The following is a 15267-nucleotide window of genomic DNA, read 5'->3' on the forward strand; positions in this document are numbered from 1 at the left end:
AGTGCTAGCTGATCACGGCGATGAGGTCGCCGGCCTGGATGACGTCGCCGACCGCGACACTGACCTCGGTGACCGTGCCCGCCACCTCGGCGAGCACCGGGATCTCCATCTTCATCGACTCCAGAAGCACCACGGTGTCGCCGGCGCCGATCTGGTCACCCTTCTTCACGACGACCTCGAGCACACTGGCCACGATTTCGGCGCGTACGTCCTCGGCCATCTTCACCCCACTCTTTCGGCGAACACTTACTAGAGGGCTCTATCGAACCACACCGTCCGATGGACGGAGCACCACCTGCGCCGTGAGACACTGGACGTAAGCGTCAACAAACACGGAGGTAGAAACATGGCCAAGCGGGGCCGCAAGAAGCGCGATCGGAAGCACACCAAGGCCAACCACGGCAAGCGGCCGAACGCAGGCTCGAAGTCAGTGCGCTGACCCCCACGCATCACGAAACCGCCCGGACTCGCTGAGTCCGGGCGGTTTCGTCTGTGGGGCGAATTCAGCCCCGGATGATGGTGGTACGGCTGATCTCCAACCGCAGGCGCGCACGGAGGCCGTCAGGGGCCTTTTCGCCGCCGCATTTGGTGGACAGCAGGTTCTTCACCCGCTCCTCCACGCCGTAGTGGCGCAGGCAGGTCGGGCACTCGTCCAGGTGATGACGGAGCTTGTCCCGCGTCTCGGCGGTGCATTCACCGTCGAGCAGTGTCCACACCTCGGCGATCACCGCCGCACACTCGGGATGGTCGGGATCGACCGGACCCACCGGGGGTACGAACGTGTGCTCCTCGGACCGCGGGTACTCGCTCATGACGAAACCTCCTCGGTGGCCAGTCGCTCGCCACGCAGGAATCCGCGTTCGCGGGCCACATCGGCCAGCAGGTCGCGCAGCTGTTTACGGCCTCGGTGCAGTCGAGACATCACCGTCCCGATCGGGGTATCCATGATTTCCGCGATCTCCTTGTACGGGAATCCCTCGACATCGGCGTAGTAGACCGCCATGCGGAATTCCTCCGGTAATGCTTGCAGGGCATCCTTGATCTCGCTGTCCGGCAGGGCCTCCAGCGCTTCCACCTCCGCCGACCGCAAGCCCGTGGAACTGTGCTCGGCGTTCGCCGCCAGCTGCCAATCGGTGATCTCGTCGGTCGGATACTCCGCCGGCTGACGCTGCTTCTTGCGGTAGTTGTTGATGTAGGTGTTGGTCAGGATGCGGTAGAGCCACGCCTTCAGGTTCGTGCCCTCACGGAACGACCGGAACCCTGCGTAGGCCTTGACCATGGTCTCCTGCACCAGGTCCTCGGCATCGGCGGGGTTGCGCGTCATCCGCAACGCGCCACCGTAGAGCTGATCCAGCAGCGGGATCGCGTCGCGTTCGAAACGGGCGGTGAGTTCGGCGTCGGTCTCTTCGGTCGGGGCGGGCGCCTCGTCTATATCGGTCATCGTGACAGGACCCATCCCTTCCGTCGCGGCACGACCGAACGGCTCCAGCAGGTACACCGGGCGTTCCAGGCATGCCGTTGACACTGAAAAACTCCTTCCACGATCCTAAAGGTTGCCGCCGACAATTCCTGCCGGTGGCCGTTGCGCCCCGTCGCACCTGCAATAACACCGGTACCCGGCTCGGTCATTCCCAGCGTTGGGACTCGGTCCTAGGCTGACGCCGTGGCACACGCAGCGACTCCCGCGATCGCGGCCCTGATCACCGCCGGCCTCCCGCACGAGATCCTGCGCTACGACCACGACCCACGAGCCGAGTCGTTCGGCGAGGAGGCCGTCGCACAACTGGCCTCCGCGCATGGTCTGCAACCAGGGCAGATCTTCAAGACCCTGGTGGTCGCGTCGGGTCGTGACCTGGCGGTCGCGGTGCTACCCGTGCCCTCGAAGCTGTCGCTGAAGGCCGCGGCCGCCGCACTCGGCCTCGCCAAGGTCACGATGGCGGACCGAACCGCGGCGGAACGCTCCACCGGCTACGTGCTGGGCGGCATCTCTCCCCTGGGCCAGCGCCGGACACTGCCGACCGTCGTCGACGCCTCCGCACTCGGCTGGGACCGGGTGCTGTGCAGTGCGGGCAAGCGCGGCTGGGATGTCGCGCTGTCACCCCAGGATCTGATCACCGCGACCAAGGCCGTCATCGCCGACATCAGTGCCGGATAGGCGGCATAAGGTTTCAGCCATGACGCAAGCGCCACTCTCCGGGAAGACCATGTTCATCTCCGGCGCCAGCCGCGGTATCGGGCTGGCGATCGCCAAACGGGCCGCCGCCGACGGTGCCAACATCGCCCTGCTCGCCAAGACCGCCGAACCGCATCCCAAACTCGAGGGCACCGTCTACACGGCCGCCAAGGAGATCGAGCAGGCCGGCGGGCAGGCCCTGCCCATCGTCGGCGATGTCCGCGACGGGGACTCGGTGGCCTCCGCGGTAGCTCAAGCGGTCGCCCAGTTCGGCGGTATCGACCTGTGCGTGAACAACGCCTCGGCGATCAACCTTGGCTCCGTCGAAGAGGTGCCGCTCAAGCGCTTCGACCTGATGAACGGTATCCAGATCCGCGGCACCTACGCGGTGTCCCAGGCCTGTATCCCGCATATGAAAGGCCGCGCCAATCCGCACATCCTCACCCTTTCGCCGCCCATCCGGCTGGAATCGAAATGGCTCAAGCCGACCGCTTACATGATGGCGAAGTTCGGTATGACGCTGTGCGCGTTGGGAATCGCCGAGGAACTACGGGAGGCGGGAATCGCGTCCAACACGCTGTGGCCGCGCACGTTGGTGGCCACCGCGGCGGTGCAGAACCTGCTGGGCGGCGACGAGGCGATGGCCCGGGCGCGTAAACCGCAGGTGTATTCCGATGCGGCCTACGCGATCTTCACCCAACCGGCCCGCGAATACACCGGCCAGAGCCTGCTGTGCGAGGACGTGCTGCTGGATTCCGGGGTCACCGACCTGTCGGTCTATGACTGCATTCCCGGGTCCGATCTCGGCGTCGACCTGTGGGTGGACACCCCGAATCCGCCGGGATACGTCGGGCCCTGATCCATGCAACCCACGGTCGTCAACGCCCCGCCACTGTCCCGGTTCGAGGTGTACTACGGCGGTGACCTCGCCGGCTTCGCCCAGTACCTCGACCACGAGAATCAGCGGATCTTCTTCCACACCGAGATCGGCGCGGAATTCGGCGGTAAAGGTCTGGCCAGCACGCTGATTCGCGCTGCCCTGACCGCCACCGTCGAATCGGGACTGCGGGTCGTGCCGCTGTGCCCGTTTGTGAAAAGCTTCCTGGACAAGCACGCCGAAGACGAAGCCTTCGCGGCGTCGGTGGATCCGGTGACCGAGTCGGCGGTGGAGCTGGTCCGCGCTCGATGACCTGAAGGGAACGACACGTGGGCGAGTCCCGGGTGCCGCTGATGACCATCGCCGGCCAGTGGGGCCGAATCGGTTGCCTGGGCTTCGGTGGGCCACCGGCCCATATCGCCCTGCTCAGGGAGCTCTGCGTGCAGCGGCGCCGGTGGCTGGACGCAGACGAGTTCGAGGACGCGATCGCCGCGATGAACCTGCTGCCGGGTCCCGCGTCGACACAGCTGGCGATCTACACCGCCTGGCGGCTGCGTGGGTTCAGCGGGGCGATCGTCGGCGGTCTGGCGTTCATCCTGCCCGGGTTGTTCGTGATCCTCGCGCTCGCGGCGTTCTTTCTGTCCGGCGGCGCACCCGGCTGGGCACGCGGCGCCGCCGCCGGCGCGGGTGCCGCGGTGGCGGCGGTCGCGGTACATGCGGCCTTCGGATTGATCCCGTCGAGCTGGCAGCGCGCCGGCGTGAGCCGCTGGAACCGGGCCCGCTGGATCGGCTACTTCGCCGCCGGCGCGCTCGCCGCCGCATTGACCGGTCCGTGGCTGGTACTGGTGTTGATCGCCGCCGGCCTGCTGGAGATCACAGCCCGGGTCAGACCGTCGCGCGCCGCCGCACATGCCTGGCCGGTACTGCTGGCCGCCGCCCCGGCACTGGCCGGGATCCCGGCCCTGCTGTGGACGGCGTTCAAGGTCGGTGCGCTGTCCTACGGCGGCGGGTTCGTCATCATCCCGCTGATGCAGGACGACGCCGTGCACCAGCACCACTGGATGACCGACGCCGAGTTCCTCAATGCCGTGGCGCTGGGCCAGCTCACCCCGGGGCCGGTGCTGCACACCGTCGCGGTGGTCGGCTACGCCGCGGCGGGGCTGGGCGGCGCACTCCTGGCCGCGCTGTTCGCCTTCGGACCGTCGTTCGTGATGGTCATCGCGGGCGGTCGGCATTTCGACGCACTGCGCGCGAACCGGTATGTGCAGGCGTTCCTGGCCGGTGCCGGCCCCGCGGTGATCGGGGCGATCACCGGGTCCGCGGTACCGCTGGCACTCGGCGCCGAACATGCTTGGCAGTTCGGCGTTCTGGCGGCGGCGGCGGTGGCCCTGCTGATCGCCCGCCGCGGGGTGGTCGGCACACTGGTCGGCGCGGCCCTGCTCGGCGTCGGTGCGTACCTGATCGGGTGGCCGGTGGGCTGACCGGCGGGTGGGTACTCAGACCGGGTGGGTGTCAGACCAGACTGGGCCGGCCGAAACGGGCACGCACCCCGGCCGAGTACAGCGCCCGCAGCCGCGGCCCCGCCACCGTGACACCGCTCGCCGGCACCAGATCGTCGTCGAGCCCGATGACCTCGGCGGCGTGCAGGGACCACGCCGGGTGTTCGTTGGGCACCCACCAGGTGCGCCCGGCCTTGCGGGTGTGCGCACCCCAGCGGGCGGTCAGCCAGATCTCCAGCGGGGTCGGTTGCACCGGATCCCCGACCAGCACCTCCAGCCGGGAGCGCAGCCCCCGCCGCGGCCAGCGCCGGACACTGGCGTAGGCAATCGTGTTGTCGTGCCGGGTGACTCGCATCCGGGCCCAGGTGTAGGGCACGCCGAGCACGGCCCGGGTGAGCCCGACGACCGCGAGCCGCTCGGTCTCCAACGACCGGAACAAGACACCGTGCCGGCCGGCGTCGTCGACCGAATACAGCCGGACGTTGGTCTCGGCGAATGCGCCGAAGTACGGCAACGGCAACCGGTCGCCGAGTGCGCTGCACGTCATGACGAACGGCACCAGACCCACGTAGGTCAGCCCGTCCTCGAACACATCCGGACGGGTACCCGCCGGGTACAGGTGCGCGACGGAGTCCGGTTCGGCAGGCCAGTGCAGGAACGTCAGGTCCCCCCAGAACTGCCCGATGAACACCGGGCGCGGCAACGGCGGCGCGGTGACGGAGAAGCCTGACACCGGGTCATCCTGACATAGGGTGACCAGGTGACGACCTGGTCCGCAGGACGGTATGAATCCGTCGCCGAACACATCGCCCCGATCGCCACGCGCATCGTCGCAGCGCTGGGACCGCTGCACGGTGCCGACGTGATCGACGTGGCCTGCGGGACCGGCAGCGCGGCGCTGGCCGCCGCCGCCGCGGGTGCGAAGGTCACCGGGGTCGACATCACGCCCGAACTGTTGGCGATCGCCGCCGCCAAACCCGGCGGTGACGCCGTGCGCTGGGTGGCCGCCGACGCCAGTGCCACCGGGCTGCCCGCTGCCGAATTCGACGCCGCCGTGTCGAATATGGGCCTCATCTTCGTCGAACCCGGTGCCATGGTCGCCGAACTGACCCGGTTGCTGCGCCCCGGCGGCGTACTCGGCTTCTCCACCTGGGTGCGCGCTGCCGACAACCCGTTCTACAACCCGATCGTGGAGGTGCTCGGGCCGCCGCCACCTGGTGCATACGGTCCCGACCAGTGGGGTGAGCCGGGCACCGCCGAGGCTCGACTGGCCGGCGATTTCACCGATATCCACGTCGAATCCGGTGTGCTCACATGGCAATTCGAATCAACCGAGCAGGCGATGCGGTTCCTCACCCGGGAATCGCCGGTACACCTGTCGATCCTGGGTCAGCTCGACGACGGGACGCGGTCCCGGCTGCTGGACGCGTTCGCCTCGGCGTTCTCCGCGCACGCCGGACCCGGTGGGGTGACCTTCGATTCGCCCTATGCGGCGGTGACCGCCGTCCGACGCTGACTCAGCCTGCCTGGTAGAGGATTCCGCGGCCGATGGCCTCGCGGATCTCGGGCAGCGCGGCTTCGGTCAGCGCGTCGGCATCGACACCGTGGTGGGTGGCCAGCAGTTGCAGCAACGTGCCCAGTGGCACCTCACCGCGGCATCCGGCCAGCAGGGCCCGCAACACGTCGTCGACGCCGATCACCGCGGCCGGCCCGCCGGGCCTGCGCACCGCCGCACTGACCTGCTGCCAGCCGTCGGGCCCGGGCAGCGACCGCTCCTCCAGAATCACCGGCGCCGTCGACAATCTCGCCGCCAGCAGGTCCGCATCGATGGTGTCGCGCAAGTAGGCGCGGCGCGCGAAGAAGGCGTCGACTTCGGCTCCCGTGACCGGCTCGTCGAGAATCTCCTCATACGTCTGTTCCGCCGCTTCCCCGGGACGGGGCGCGCGCAAGGAGATCAGCCCCATGCCGATACCGGTGACGCCCTGTTCGGCGAACCAGTCCAGCCACGCGCCACCCCGCGCCGCGGCCTGCTCGGGTTCCTCACCGGCATCGGCCAACCACAGCGAGACATAGCTGACCGGGTCGGCCAGTTCGCGCTGCACCACCCAGGCATGCAGTCCGGCGCCGGCCAGCCAACCCTGCACGCGCGGACGCCAATCCTCGCCCTGGACAATCCAATTGGCCATGACGAGGGCGGTACCGCCGGGGTTCAGATGGTCGCCGATCTGTTCGACAATGGTGCGGCACAACGCATCTCCGGCCATGCCGGAGTCGCGGTAGATATAGTCCTGAGACCCGACGCCGACCACGAACGGCGGGTTCGACACGATCAGGTCGAACCGCTCCCCCGAAACCGGCTCGAACAGGCTGCCGCGCCGCAGATCCCACGACATGCCGTTGAGACGCGCAGTGGCCGCGGCCAGCGTCAACGCCCGCTCATTGGTATCGGTCGCCACGATCTCCGCGCAGTGCGCATCCAGGTGCAGGGCCTGGATGCCGCAGCCGGTACCGAGATCGAGTGCACGTCGCGCGGGTGTGCGCACCACGGCACGGGCCAGGGACATCGAGGCGCCGCCGATACCGAGTACGTGGTCGGGCTGGACGGGCCCGCTGCGCACGGCGGCATCCTGATCGGACACCACGAGAAAGTCGCGAGCCCCGTCGGAATGGGGCCGGATGTCGAGGATCGCGCGGACGGTGTCGCCGGTGTCCTGCAGGACCCCCTCGGCCGTCAGCCTCGCCAGTCCAGCGCTGGGGAACGCCGCCGCGACCCGCTCAGGGGTCTCCTGCGCACCGAGCAGGAACAGCCGCACCAATGTGGCCAGCGGCCCACCGGCCGCATCGCAGGCACGCAATGCGGGCCACCACACGCCCTTGCCGAGCGCGGCGTGCGCGTCGGCGCCCAGCAGGTCGGCGACGCCGTCGACGGTGTAGCCGGCCGCGCGCAGGTCTGCACCGAGAGCATCGACCAGGTCGGGGGTCACAGGGCCGCCTTTCTCAAAAGAGGCCGGGTTCGGGTTCGGCGGCCTCGATGAGCTCAGGGCCGTTGTTGCGGACACTGTTCACCAGCCGAGACACCTCGCGGATCTCGATGCGGTCCAGATCCCCGTGCCCGCGCAGCAGTCCCTCGTCGATGGGCGCGTCGGGGTCCAGCCAGCGGTCCCAGTCGGCCTCGCTGATGGTCAGGGGCATCCGATCGTGGATATCGGACAACTGGGCGGCCGCGTCGGTGGTGATGATGGTGCAGCTCAGCAGCGGGGTGCTGTCCTTCGCCGCGTCTTTCGGCCGCCAGGTGGACCACAACCCCGCCATGAACAGCGGTTCACCGTCACCGGCGTACATGTAGAACGGTGTCTTGGTTGCCTTCTTGCCGTCCGCCGCGGGATTGGGTTTCCACTCGTACCAGCCGTCCATCGGCACCAGACAGCGCTTGCTTTTCGCCGACCCGCGAAACGCGGGCGAGGTCGTGAGCGTCTCGGCGCGGGCATTGATCAGCAGCGGCCCCTTGGTGTCGGGGCTGCCGTCGGCATTGGATTTCGCCCAGGGTGGGACCAGTCCCCACCGCATCGACCGGAGGCGCCGGGTGGACTCGTCGTCGGGTTGGTCATGCCGTTTGACCACCGTGCTCACGGTCGTGGTGGGCGCCACGTTGTAATTGGGACCAGCATCTTTGGCGGTCTCAGCCGTCTCGTCGAGAGCCTTGATTTTCTCGGCCAGCAGCGCCGGGTCGGTGGTCACCGCAAATCGCCCACACATACCAGGCAGGATAGAGGTCGTGACTGACTGGCCGGCACCGTCGACATCGGAACCCGTGAACGCCACCGTGACCGTGCCGGGGTCCAAGTCGCTGACCAACCGGGCGCTGATCCTGGCCGCGCTGGCGACGTGCCGGGGTGAGCGAAGCGACGGGGAAGAGCGGCGCACCTCGACCGTGAGCGGCGCGCTGCGCAGCCGGGACACCGACCTGATGATCGGCGCGCTGCAGGCGCTGGGCCTGACCATCCTCGGCGACACCGAGCTGACGATCAGCGGGACCATCGCCCCCGCGCCGGGCACCCGGATCGACTGCGGACTGGCCGGCACGGTGTTGCGGTTCGTTCCCGCGGTGGCCGCGCTGAGCACCCAGACCGTCACCTTCGACGGGGACGAGCAGGCCCGTGCCCGGCCCATTGCCCCGCTGCTGGACGGGTTGCGTGGCGTCGGGGTGCGGATCGACGGCGACGGACTGCCGTTCGACGTGCGTGGGCAGGGCGGGGCCGACGGCGGCGAGGTGCACATCGACGCCTCCGGGTCGTCGCAGTTCGTGTCGGGTCTGCTGCTGGCGGGCGCCACCTTCCGCGACGGCCTCACCGTGGTGCACACCGGCGAGTCGGTGCCGTCGGCTCCGCATATCGACATGACGGTGTCCATGCTGCGCGACGCCGGTGTGACCGTGGACGATTCGCAGCGCAACCGCTGGCGGGTCGAGCCCGGCCCGATCGCCGCGCGGCACTGGGACATCGAGCCCGACCTGTCCAACTCGGTGCCCTTCCTGGCCGCTGCGGCCGTCACCGGCGGGACGGTGCGGATCAATCGCTGGCCGGCCGTCAGCATCCAGCCCGCGGAGGTCATTCTGGGCTTGCTTGCACTCCTGGGTGTGGAAGCGGTGCAAAAGGATTCGTATCTCGAGGTGCAGGGCGCATCGTCCTATGACGGTATCGACGTCGACCTGCACGATGTCGGCGAACTCGCCCCGTCCATGGCTGCGCTGGCCGCTCTGGCCCGCCCCGGTTCGGTGTCCACGCTGCGCGGGATCGCCCACCTGCGCGGACACGAGACCGACCGGCTGGCCGCCTTGAGCGCCGAGATCAACGGCCTGGGTGGTGACTGCGTCGAAACGCCGGACGGTTTGGTGATCACCGCCACCGCGCTGCACGGCGGAACCTGGCATTCCTATGCCGACCACCGGATGGCCACCGCCGGGGCGATCATCGGGTTGCGCGTACCCGACGTGACGGTGGAGGACATCGGGACCACCGCCAAGACGCTGCCGGACTTTCCCGGGATGTGGACCGACATGCTGCTGGACGATCAGGGATAGCCGGATCGTGAGAGCGGCCGACTACGACGAGTCCGATGTCCGGGTGCGCCCGGGCAAGGGCTCCCGGCCGCGCACCAAGAACCGTCCCGACCATGCCGACGCCGCCGAAGCGATGGTCGTCACCGTCGACCGCGGCCGGTGGGGGTGCGCCCTGGACGGTGACCCGGACCGGCACGTGACCGCGATGCGGGCCCGAGAGCTGGGCCGCACCCCGATCGTCGTCGGCGACGAGGTGGACATCGTCGGCGACCTGTCCGGGCGCACGGACACGCTGGCCCGGATCGTTCGCCGCAAGGACCGGCGAACGGTGTTGCGCCGCACCGCCGATGACACCGATCCCACCGAACGCGTGGTGGTTGCCAACGCCGATCAGCTGCTCATCGTGGTGGCACTGGCCGATCCGCCGCCACGGACCGGCTTCGTGGAACGGGCCCTGATCGCCGCGTACGCGGGCGGACTGACGCCGATCCTGTGCCTCACCAAATCGGATCTTGCGCCGCCGGAGCCCTTCGCGGCGCAGTTCGTCGATCTCGACCTGATCGTGTTGACGGCCGGGCGCGAGGATCCGCTCGATGTGGTGGCGCCCATGCTGCAAGGTCACGTGACCGTGTTGCTGGGACATTCCGGGGTCGGCAAGTCGACTCTGGTGAATCGTCTTGTGCCCGATGCGGACCGGGCCACCGGGTCGGTGACCGGTGTCGGCAAGGGCCGGCACACCTCGACGCAGTCGATCGCGCTACCGCTGCGCGGATCCGGCTGGGTGATCGACACCCCGGGTATCCGCTCGTTCGGCCTGGCCCATATCGCGCCCGATGACGTGGTGCAGGCCTTCTCCGATCTGGCCGAGGCGGTGCAGGACTGTCCGCGCGGGTGCGGGCACATGGGGCCGCCTGCCGATCCGGAGTGCGCGCTCGACGAGTTGACCGGTCCCGCCGCCGCACGGGTGGCCGCGGCGCGGCGGCTGCTGGCGACGCTCAATGAGCCCGCCTACTGAACATCTTTCGCGCACAACACAAACCCCGCCTTCCGTTGCCGGGAAGCGGGGTCTGCGTGTGCTCGTGTCCTACGCGGCGCGCCTGTCCTGACGCCAGCCCCGAACCGTCGCGATGGCGGTCTTGAGTCCGCGTCGCCTTCCGGTGACGGGATCCTCGACCCCGAAACCTTCCAGCTCCGTGAACATCCGCTCACTGCGGGTCTCCGGCGCATTGTCCGCGGTGTCGCGCAGATACTTGTTCGGCAACGACAGTTTCGCGATGGTGCGCCACGTCTTGGCGTACTGCACCAGAAACGATCCCGTGGTGTAAGGCAAGTCGTACTTGTCACACACCGCCTGCACCCGGAGGGACACCTCGTAGAGCCGGTTGCTGGGCAGATCCGGATACAGGTGATGCTCAATCTGGTGGCACAGGTTGCCGCTCATGAAGCGCAGCACCGGACCGTTCTTGAAGTTGGCGCTGCCGAGCATCTGCCGCAGATACCACTCGCCGCGGGTCTCCCCGATCATGTCGGTCTTGGTGAACTTCTCTGCCCCGTCCGGGAAGTGACCGCAGAAGATCACCGCGTTGGCCCACACATTGCGAATCACGTTGGCCCAGAAGTTGGCTTTCGCCGTCGACTTGAAGGTCGCGGCGGGCGACAGCGAGGTCAGCGCCGGGAAGGCGACATAGTCCTTGAACAGCTGGTGCCCGATCTTCACCCCGACCTCACGCAGGCGCACCATGGTCGCCTTGCGGTCGTCGCGGCCCTTGGCGATCTTGCCCAGTTCCAGGTGCTGTAGCCCGATGCCCCACTCGAACAGCATCGCCAGCACCGTGTTGTAGAGCAGATTGAAGGCGTTGAACGGCTTCCAGCGCTGGTCGCGGGTGACGCGCAGCAGGCCGTAGCCCACGTCGTCGTCCATGCCGAGGATGTTCGTGTACTTGTGATGCATGAAGTTGTGCGTGAACCGCCAGTGCTTGGATGCACCGTTCATGTCCCACTCCCACGACGAGGAGTGGATCTCGGGGTCGTTCATCCAATCCCACTGACCGTGCAGGACGTTGTGGCCGATCTCCATGTTCTCGATGATCTTGGCCACGCCGAGTGCAGTCGTGCCGGCCCACCAGGCCGACCGTCGCGAACTGGCCGCCAGCACGATCCGGGCGGACACCTCGAGGGCGCGCTGCGCGGCGATGGTACGGCGGATGTAGCGCGAGTCGCGCTCACCGCGAGAGTCCTCGATGTCCTGTCGGATCGCGTCGAGTTCGACGGCAAGGCTTTCGATATCGGCGTCAGTCAGATGCGCGAACGCAGGTACGTCGGTAATAGCCACTGGTCAACCCTCCTTTGCAATTCCTACTCTAGCGTAACCTACGCTACCGTAGGTTAGCTCTTGGTTAACAGTTATACGTCGACGACGCAGTCGCCGGATGCCGCCGAGACACAAGTCTGCACCCGGGTTCCCGGCTCGTGCTCCACACCTGTCCGCAAGTCCCGGACATGGCCCTCGACAAGCCCGACGACACAGGACTGGCAGATTCCCATCCGGCAGCCGAACGGCATCCGGATACCGACCTCCTCGCCGGCCTCCATCACCGACGTCGCCGCATCGGCTTGCACGGTTTTGCCGCTGCGTTCGAAAGTGATCTTCCCGCCGGTGCCGTGGGGAGCGGCCCGCGTCACCGCGAACCGCTCAAGATGCAGTCGCTCCCCCACACCGGCCGCGGTCCAGATGCGCTCGGCGTCGTTGAGCATGCCCTCAGGGCCACACGCCCACACCTGACGATCACGCCAGTCGGGCACCACATCGGCCAGCCGCAGCAGGTCGAGCCGCCCCTGGGTGCGGGTGGTCCGCACGATCAGCCGGTAGCTCGGGTGCGCGCGCTGCAGTTCGGCCAGTTCGGCGGCGAACAGCACATCGGATTCGGTCGGAGCCGAATGCACGTGCACGATATCGGTGACCTGGCCGTGGCGGGCCAGCGTCCGCAGCATCGATATCACCGGGGTGATACCGGAGCCCGCGGTGAGGAAGAGCACCTGGGCCGGCGCCGGGTCGGGCATCACGAAATTGCCCTGCGGCGCGGCGAGTCGAACGATGGTGCCCGGCGTGACGCCGTCCACCAGGTGGGTGGACAGAAACCCCTCGGGCATCGCCTTCACGGTGATGCTGATGGTCCGCTTGCCCCGGCCCGGCACCGGCGCCGAGGTCAGGGAGTAGGACCGCCACCGCCACCGCCCGTCCATCAGCAGTCCGATGCCGACGTACTGACCGGGCTCGTAGTCGAAGGTGAATCCCCATCCGGGTTTGATCACCAACGTCGCCGAGTCCGGCGTCTCCCGACGCACCTCGACCACCCGGCCCCGCAATTCGCGGGCCGACCACAGCGGATTCGCCAGCTTCAGATAGTCATCGGGCAACAGCGGCGTGGTGATCCGGCCGGCGATGGCGCGCAACGTCTTCCAATGGGGCGCCCCGGGAACCGCGGGACGGACCGTGTCAGCCACATTGGCCGAGGTCTTGACAGTGTTCTTGGCCACGCAACCTACGGTACCGTAACTTACGCTTCCGTATCTAGTACCAGCCGGTAACTTATTGCCGAATACTACGTCGACAATGTCACAGCAGGTCGAGCAGGAACGGCAGCTCCTGGGGGGCGTACCAGGCCAGATCGTGGTCCTGGGCATCCCCGACCGTGAGTTCGGCATCCTCATCGCCCAGGTCTGCCGCGTCGATGACCTCCACCGCTGCCACCACCGCCGCCTCGGCCGCGGCATTGTCGACGTACGCGGCGACGACGTCGTCGTAGCCGATCGGACCGGCCAGCCGCACCACCGCATCATCCAAGTCCGGACGGAACGTGACGGCTGAGGCGTCTGGGGCGTCCGCGACGAGCACCACCCGACGCGGCGGCAGGTCGCCGGTGCCGCCGGCGAGCAATCTCAGCGAAGCCAGCGCCGCCTCGCCCAGGGCCACCTCGGCCAACTCCTCGTCGTCACCGTGGGCGTACGCCTCACGCAGCGTCGGGGTGACCGCGAAAGCCGTGCCGCTGCGGGCGTGGATCATCCGATCGGCGACCAACTGTTGCAACATCGCCAACGTGGCCGGCACATACACGCGCATCAACGGGCGGCCTCCAACAACTCGTCCAGGGACTCTCTCAACAGGGTGGGGAACACGTCCACGTCGCTCATCGCGTCGCGGTCGGCGTTGATCCCGAAGTACAGCATGCCGTTGTACGACGTCACCCCGATGGCCAACACCTGATTGTTCAGCAGCGGCGGCACCGCGTAGGTCTCGACGAGCTTGGTGCCGGCGATGTACATCTGCTTCTGCGCACCCGGCACGTTCGTGATCAGCAGGTTGAACTGCCGTGCGGAGAAACTGGTCGCGACCCGGATACCCATCGCGTGCAGGGTGGGCGGCGCGAAGCCGGACAGCGTCACGATGGTGCGCGCGTCGACCAGGCTGGCCGCGGTCGAATGCGACTCGGTGGCGTGCGCGATCTGCGACAGCCGGACCACCGCGTTGCCCTCCCCGATCGGCAGGTCCACCAGGAACGGGGACACTTCGCTGATCGCCTGCCCCGGCCCGGTCGAATCGATCTCGGCATCGGGATACACGGAGTTCGGTGCCATCGCGCGCACGCTCGAGGTGGCCGTGACCGGCTCGCCGCGGGACAACAACCAGTTGCGCAGGGCACCCGCGACCACCGCGAGCACCACATCGTTGACATCGCAGTCGTACCGCGCGCGCAGCAACCGGTAATCCTCCAGCCGATGGCCCGCCACCGTGAAACGCCGATTGCGCGACACCGTGGTGTTGAGCGGGCTACTGGGCGCGGTGCCCCTGGCGACCGTGCGCGCCACATCGGCCACCCGGCGCCCGACGTCGACGAGCGCGCTTGCACTGGTGGCCACCTCGGTCACCGTCGAGCGCAACGACGCCAGCTGGGCCGTGGGGCGGGTGATCCATTCGCCGAGCGCACCCAGCAGCAGCCAGGTATCACTCGGCTCCCGGCCCGGGATCCAGATGTCCTCGCCGAATTCCGGCGCTTTCGGGGTGCGATCGGCGATCACGTGACCGATCTCGAGCGCCGACATCCCGTTCACCAGCGCCTGATGCGATTTGGTGTAGATCGCGATCCGGTTCTGGGTCAACCCCTCGACGACGTACATCTCCCACAGCGGACGGGTCTTGTCCAAGGGCCGCGAACCCAGCCGGGCGATCAGGTCGTGCAGTTGCGCGTCGCTGCCCGGCGACGGGAGTGCCGAACGCCGGATGTGATAGGTGATGTCGAACTCGCGGTCGTCGACCCACACCGGCCGGCCCAGTCCGTAACTGACCTCGCGGACCTTCTGTCGATAGCGCGGAATCTGCGGCAAACGCCGCTCCACCGTCTCCAACACCGATTCGTAACTCAGCCCGGCACGCGGTTTGCGCACGATCGACAACGACCCCACGTACATCGGGGTGGCGGTGTTCTCCCGGTGGTAGAAGGCCGCATCGGATGCCGACAGCCTGGTCACCATCGCGGTGTGGCCCCTCCCCTCGCCGGATCAAGCACGAATGACCGTCAACTTAGTCGGCATCGGCTCCGCACCGCATCACGGGTGCATGGGACACCTTCGGAACCGTGCGATCATCAATATGCCTGTGCCT

18 protein-coding genes are annotated in these 15267 nt (G+C 68.0%); 8 read left to right on the forward strand and 10 right to left on the reverse strand.

Annotated elements, in window-relative coordinates; genetic code table 11:
- Positions 1-4: 4 nt before the first annotated feature.
- Positions 5-220 carry a biotin/lipoyl-binding carrier protein gene (locus tag H7J86_RS07610; protein WP_090356248.1) on the reverse strand — a complete coding sequence of 72 codons (216 nt, stop codon included), beginning with the start codon at positions 218-220 and terminating at the stop codon, positions 5-7.
- Between the two features lie 126 nt (positions 221-346).
- Between H7J86_RS07610 and H7J86_RS33575 the strand changes: the two genes are divergently transcribed.
- Positions 347-439: a 50S ribosomal protein bL37 gene (locus H7J86_RS33575; protein ID WP_090355725.1), complete on the forward strand. Its 93-nt coding sequence runs from the start codon at positions 347-349 to the stop codon at positions 437-439.
- A 64-nt stretch (positions 440-503) separates the two neighbouring features.
- On the opposite strand, the gene rsrA is transcribed toward H7J86_RS33575, so the two are convergent.
- Positions 504-812 carry a mycothiol system anti-sigma-R factor gene (gene rsrA, locus H7J86_RS07615; protein WP_267290229.1) on the reverse strand — a complete coding sequence of 103 codons (309 nt, stop codon included), beginning with the start codon at positions 810-812 and terminating at the stop codon, positions 504-506.
- The gene (locus H7J86_RS07620; protein ID WP_170847192.1) at positions 809-1456 is read right to left on the reverse strand and encodes a sigma-70 family RNA polymerase sigma factor; all 648 of its coding nucleotides are present in this window, start codon (positions 1454-1456) and stop codon (positions 809-811) included. Before H7J86_RS07620 ends, rsrA begins: the two co-directional genes overlap by 4 nt.
- 207 nt (positions 1457-1663) lie before the next feature.
- Between H7J86_RS07620 and H7J86_RS07625 the strand changes: the two genes are divergently transcribed.
- Genes H7J86_RS07625 through chrA form a run of 4 tightly spaced genes read left to right on the forward strand, consistent with a single transcriptional unit; the run spans position 1664 to position 4531 of the window.
- Entirely contained in the window at positions 1664-2155 is a 492-nt protein-coding gene (locus tag H7J86_RS07625) for a YbaK/EbsC family protein (protein WP_187098632.1), read from the forward strand.
- Positions 2156-2174: 19 nt separating this feature from the next.
- On the forward strand, positions 2175-3032 hold the full coding sequence (locus H7J86_RS07630) for an SDR family oxidoreductase (protein WP_267290231.1): 858 nt from the start codon (positions 2175-2177) through the stop codon (positions 3030-3032).
- A 3-nt stretch (positions 3033-3035) separates the two neighbouring features.
- A complete protein-coding gene (locus tag H7J86_RS07635; protein WP_267290233.1) occupies positions 3036-3362 on the forward strand; it encodes a GNAT family N-acetyltransferase in 327 nt (108 codons plus the stop codon).
- 17 nt (positions 3363-3379) lie between these two features.
- Entirely contained in the window at positions 3380-4531 is a 1152-nt protein-coding gene (gene chrA / locus H7J86_RS07640) for a chromate efflux transporter (protein ID WP_235632768.1), read from the forward strand.
- Positions 4532-4562: 31 nt separating this feature from the next.
- Here chrA and H7J86_RS07645 read toward each other — a convergent pair whose 3' ends face one another.
- Positions 4563-5282 carry a YqjF family protein gene (locus tag H7J86_RS07645; protein WP_267290235.1) on the reverse strand — a complete coding sequence of 240 codons (720 nt, stop codon included), beginning with the start codon at positions 5280-5282 and terminating at the stop codon, positions 4563-4565.
- 27 nt (positions 5283-5309) lie between these two features.
- Here H7J86_RS07645 and H7J86_RS07650 point away from each other — a divergent pair, with 27 nt between their 5' ends.
- Positions 5310-6065, forward strand: a complete 756-nt coding sequence (locus H7J86_RS07650) for a class I SAM-dependent methyltransferase (protein WP_267290237.1) — start codon at positions 5310-5312, stop codon at positions 6063-6065.
- A 1-nt stretch (position 6066) separates the two neighbouring features.
- On the opposite strand, the gene H7J86_RS07655 is transcribed toward H7J86_RS07650, so the two are convergent.
- Complete coding sequence (locus H7J86_RS07655) at positions 6067-7533, reverse strand: DUF7782 domain-containing protein (protein ID WP_267290239.1); 1467 nt, start codon at positions 7531-7533, stop codon at positions 6067-6069.
- Between the two features lie 13 nt (positions 7534-7546).
- On the reverse strand, positions 7547-8305 hold the full coding sequence (locus H7J86_RS07660) for an SOS response-associated peptidase (protein WP_170847176.1): 759 nt from the start codon (positions 8303-8305) through the stop codon (positions 7547-7549).
- Positions 8306-8324: 19 nt separating this feature from the next.
- On the opposite strand from H7J86_RS07660, the gene aroA reads away from it, so the two are divergent.
- Together aroA and rsgA are read left to right on the forward strand one after the other, a co-directional pair.
- Positions 8325-9629, forward strand: a complete 1305-nt coding sequence (gene aroA, locus H7J86_RS07665; protein WP_372517228.1) for a 3-phosphoshikimate 1-carboxyvinyltransferase — start codon at positions 8325-8327, stop codon at positions 9627-9629.
- A gap of 7 nt (positions 9630-9636) precedes the next feature.
- Positions 9637-10623, forward strand: coding sequence for a ribosome small subunit-dependent GTPase A (gene rsgA / locus H7J86_RS07670; RefSeq protein WP_090355747.1), 987 nt, complete (start codon positions 9637-9639; stop codon positions 10621-10623).
- Between the two features lie 69 nt (positions 10624-10692).
- Here the strand turns inward: rsgA and H7J86_RS07675 are convergent, their stop codons facing one another.
- The 4 genes from H7J86_RS07675 to H7J86_RS07690 form a co-directional block, all read right to left on the reverse strand.
- Positions 10693-11940, reverse strand: coding sequence for a fatty acid desaturase family protein (locus H7J86_RS07675; RefSeq protein ID WP_187098628.1), 1248 nt, complete (start codon positions 11938-11940; stop codon positions 10693-10695).
- 71 nt (positions 11941-12011) lie between these two features.
- Positions 12012-13145 (reverse strand): ferredoxin reductase, encoded by a 1134-nt coding sequence (locus H7J86_RS07680; protein WP_267290241.1) that lies wholly within the window; start codon positions 13143-13145, stop codon positions 12012-12014.
- A 79-nt stretch (positions 13146-13224) separates the two neighbouring features.
- Positions 13225-13731: a DUF6912 family protein gene (locus H7J86_RS07685; RefSeq protein WP_267290243.1), complete on the reverse strand. Its 507-nt coding sequence runs from the start codon at positions 13729-13731 to the stop codon at positions 13225-13227.
- Entirely contained in the window at positions 13728-15137 is a 1410-nt protein-coding gene (locus H7J86_RS07690) for a WS/DGAT/MGAT family O-acyltransferase (RefSeq protein ID WP_187098625.1), read from the reverse strand. The genes H7J86_RS07685 and H7J86_RS07690 overlap by 4 nt, the downstream gene beginning before the upstream one ends.
- Positions 15138-15267 lie beyond the last annotated feature (130 nt).

It is taken from the genome of Mycobacterium hackensackense, from assembly GCF_025822555.1.
Taxonomy (GTDB): domain Bacteria; phylum Actinomycetota; class Actinomycetes; order Mycobacteriales; family Mycobacteriaceae; genus Mycobacterium; species Mycobacterium fluoranthenivorans.

Excerpts from the sequence above, each read along its gene's own strand:
- H7J86_RS07610 (WP_090356248.1), bottom strand. The coding sequence starts at position 220 with ATGGCCGAGGACGTACGCGCCGAAATCGTGGCCAGTGTGCTCGAGGTC.
- H7J86_RS33575 (WP_090355725.1), top strand. The coding sequence starts at position 347 with ATGGCCAAGCGGGGCCGCAAGAAGCGCGATCGGAAGCACACCAAGGCC.
- rsrA (WP_267290229.1), bottom strand. The coding sequence starts at position 812 with ATGAGCGAGTACCCGCGGTCCGAGGAGCACACGTTCGTACCCCCGGTG.
- H7J86_RS07620 (WP_170847192.1), bottom strand. The coding sequence starts at position 1,456 with ATGGGTCCTGTCACGATGACCGATATAGACGAGGCGCCCGCCCCGACC.
- H7J86_RS07630 (WP_267290231.1), top strand. The coding sequence starts at position 2,175 with ATGACGCAAGCGCCACTCTCCGGGAAGACCATGTTCATCTCCGGCGCC.
- H7J86_RS07635 (WP_267290233.1), top strand. The coding sequence starts at position 3,036 with ATGCAACCCACGGTCGTCAACGCCCCGCCACTGTCCCGGTTCGAGGTG.
- H7J86_RS07660 (WP_170847176.1), bottom strand. The coding sequence starts at position 8,305 with ATGTGTGGGCGATTTGCGGTGACCACCGACCCGGCGCTGCTGGCCGAG.
- H7J86_RS07690 (WP_187098625.1), bottom strand. The coding sequence starts at position 15,137 with ATGGTGACCAGGCTGTCGGCATCCGATGCGGCCTTCTACCACCGGGAG.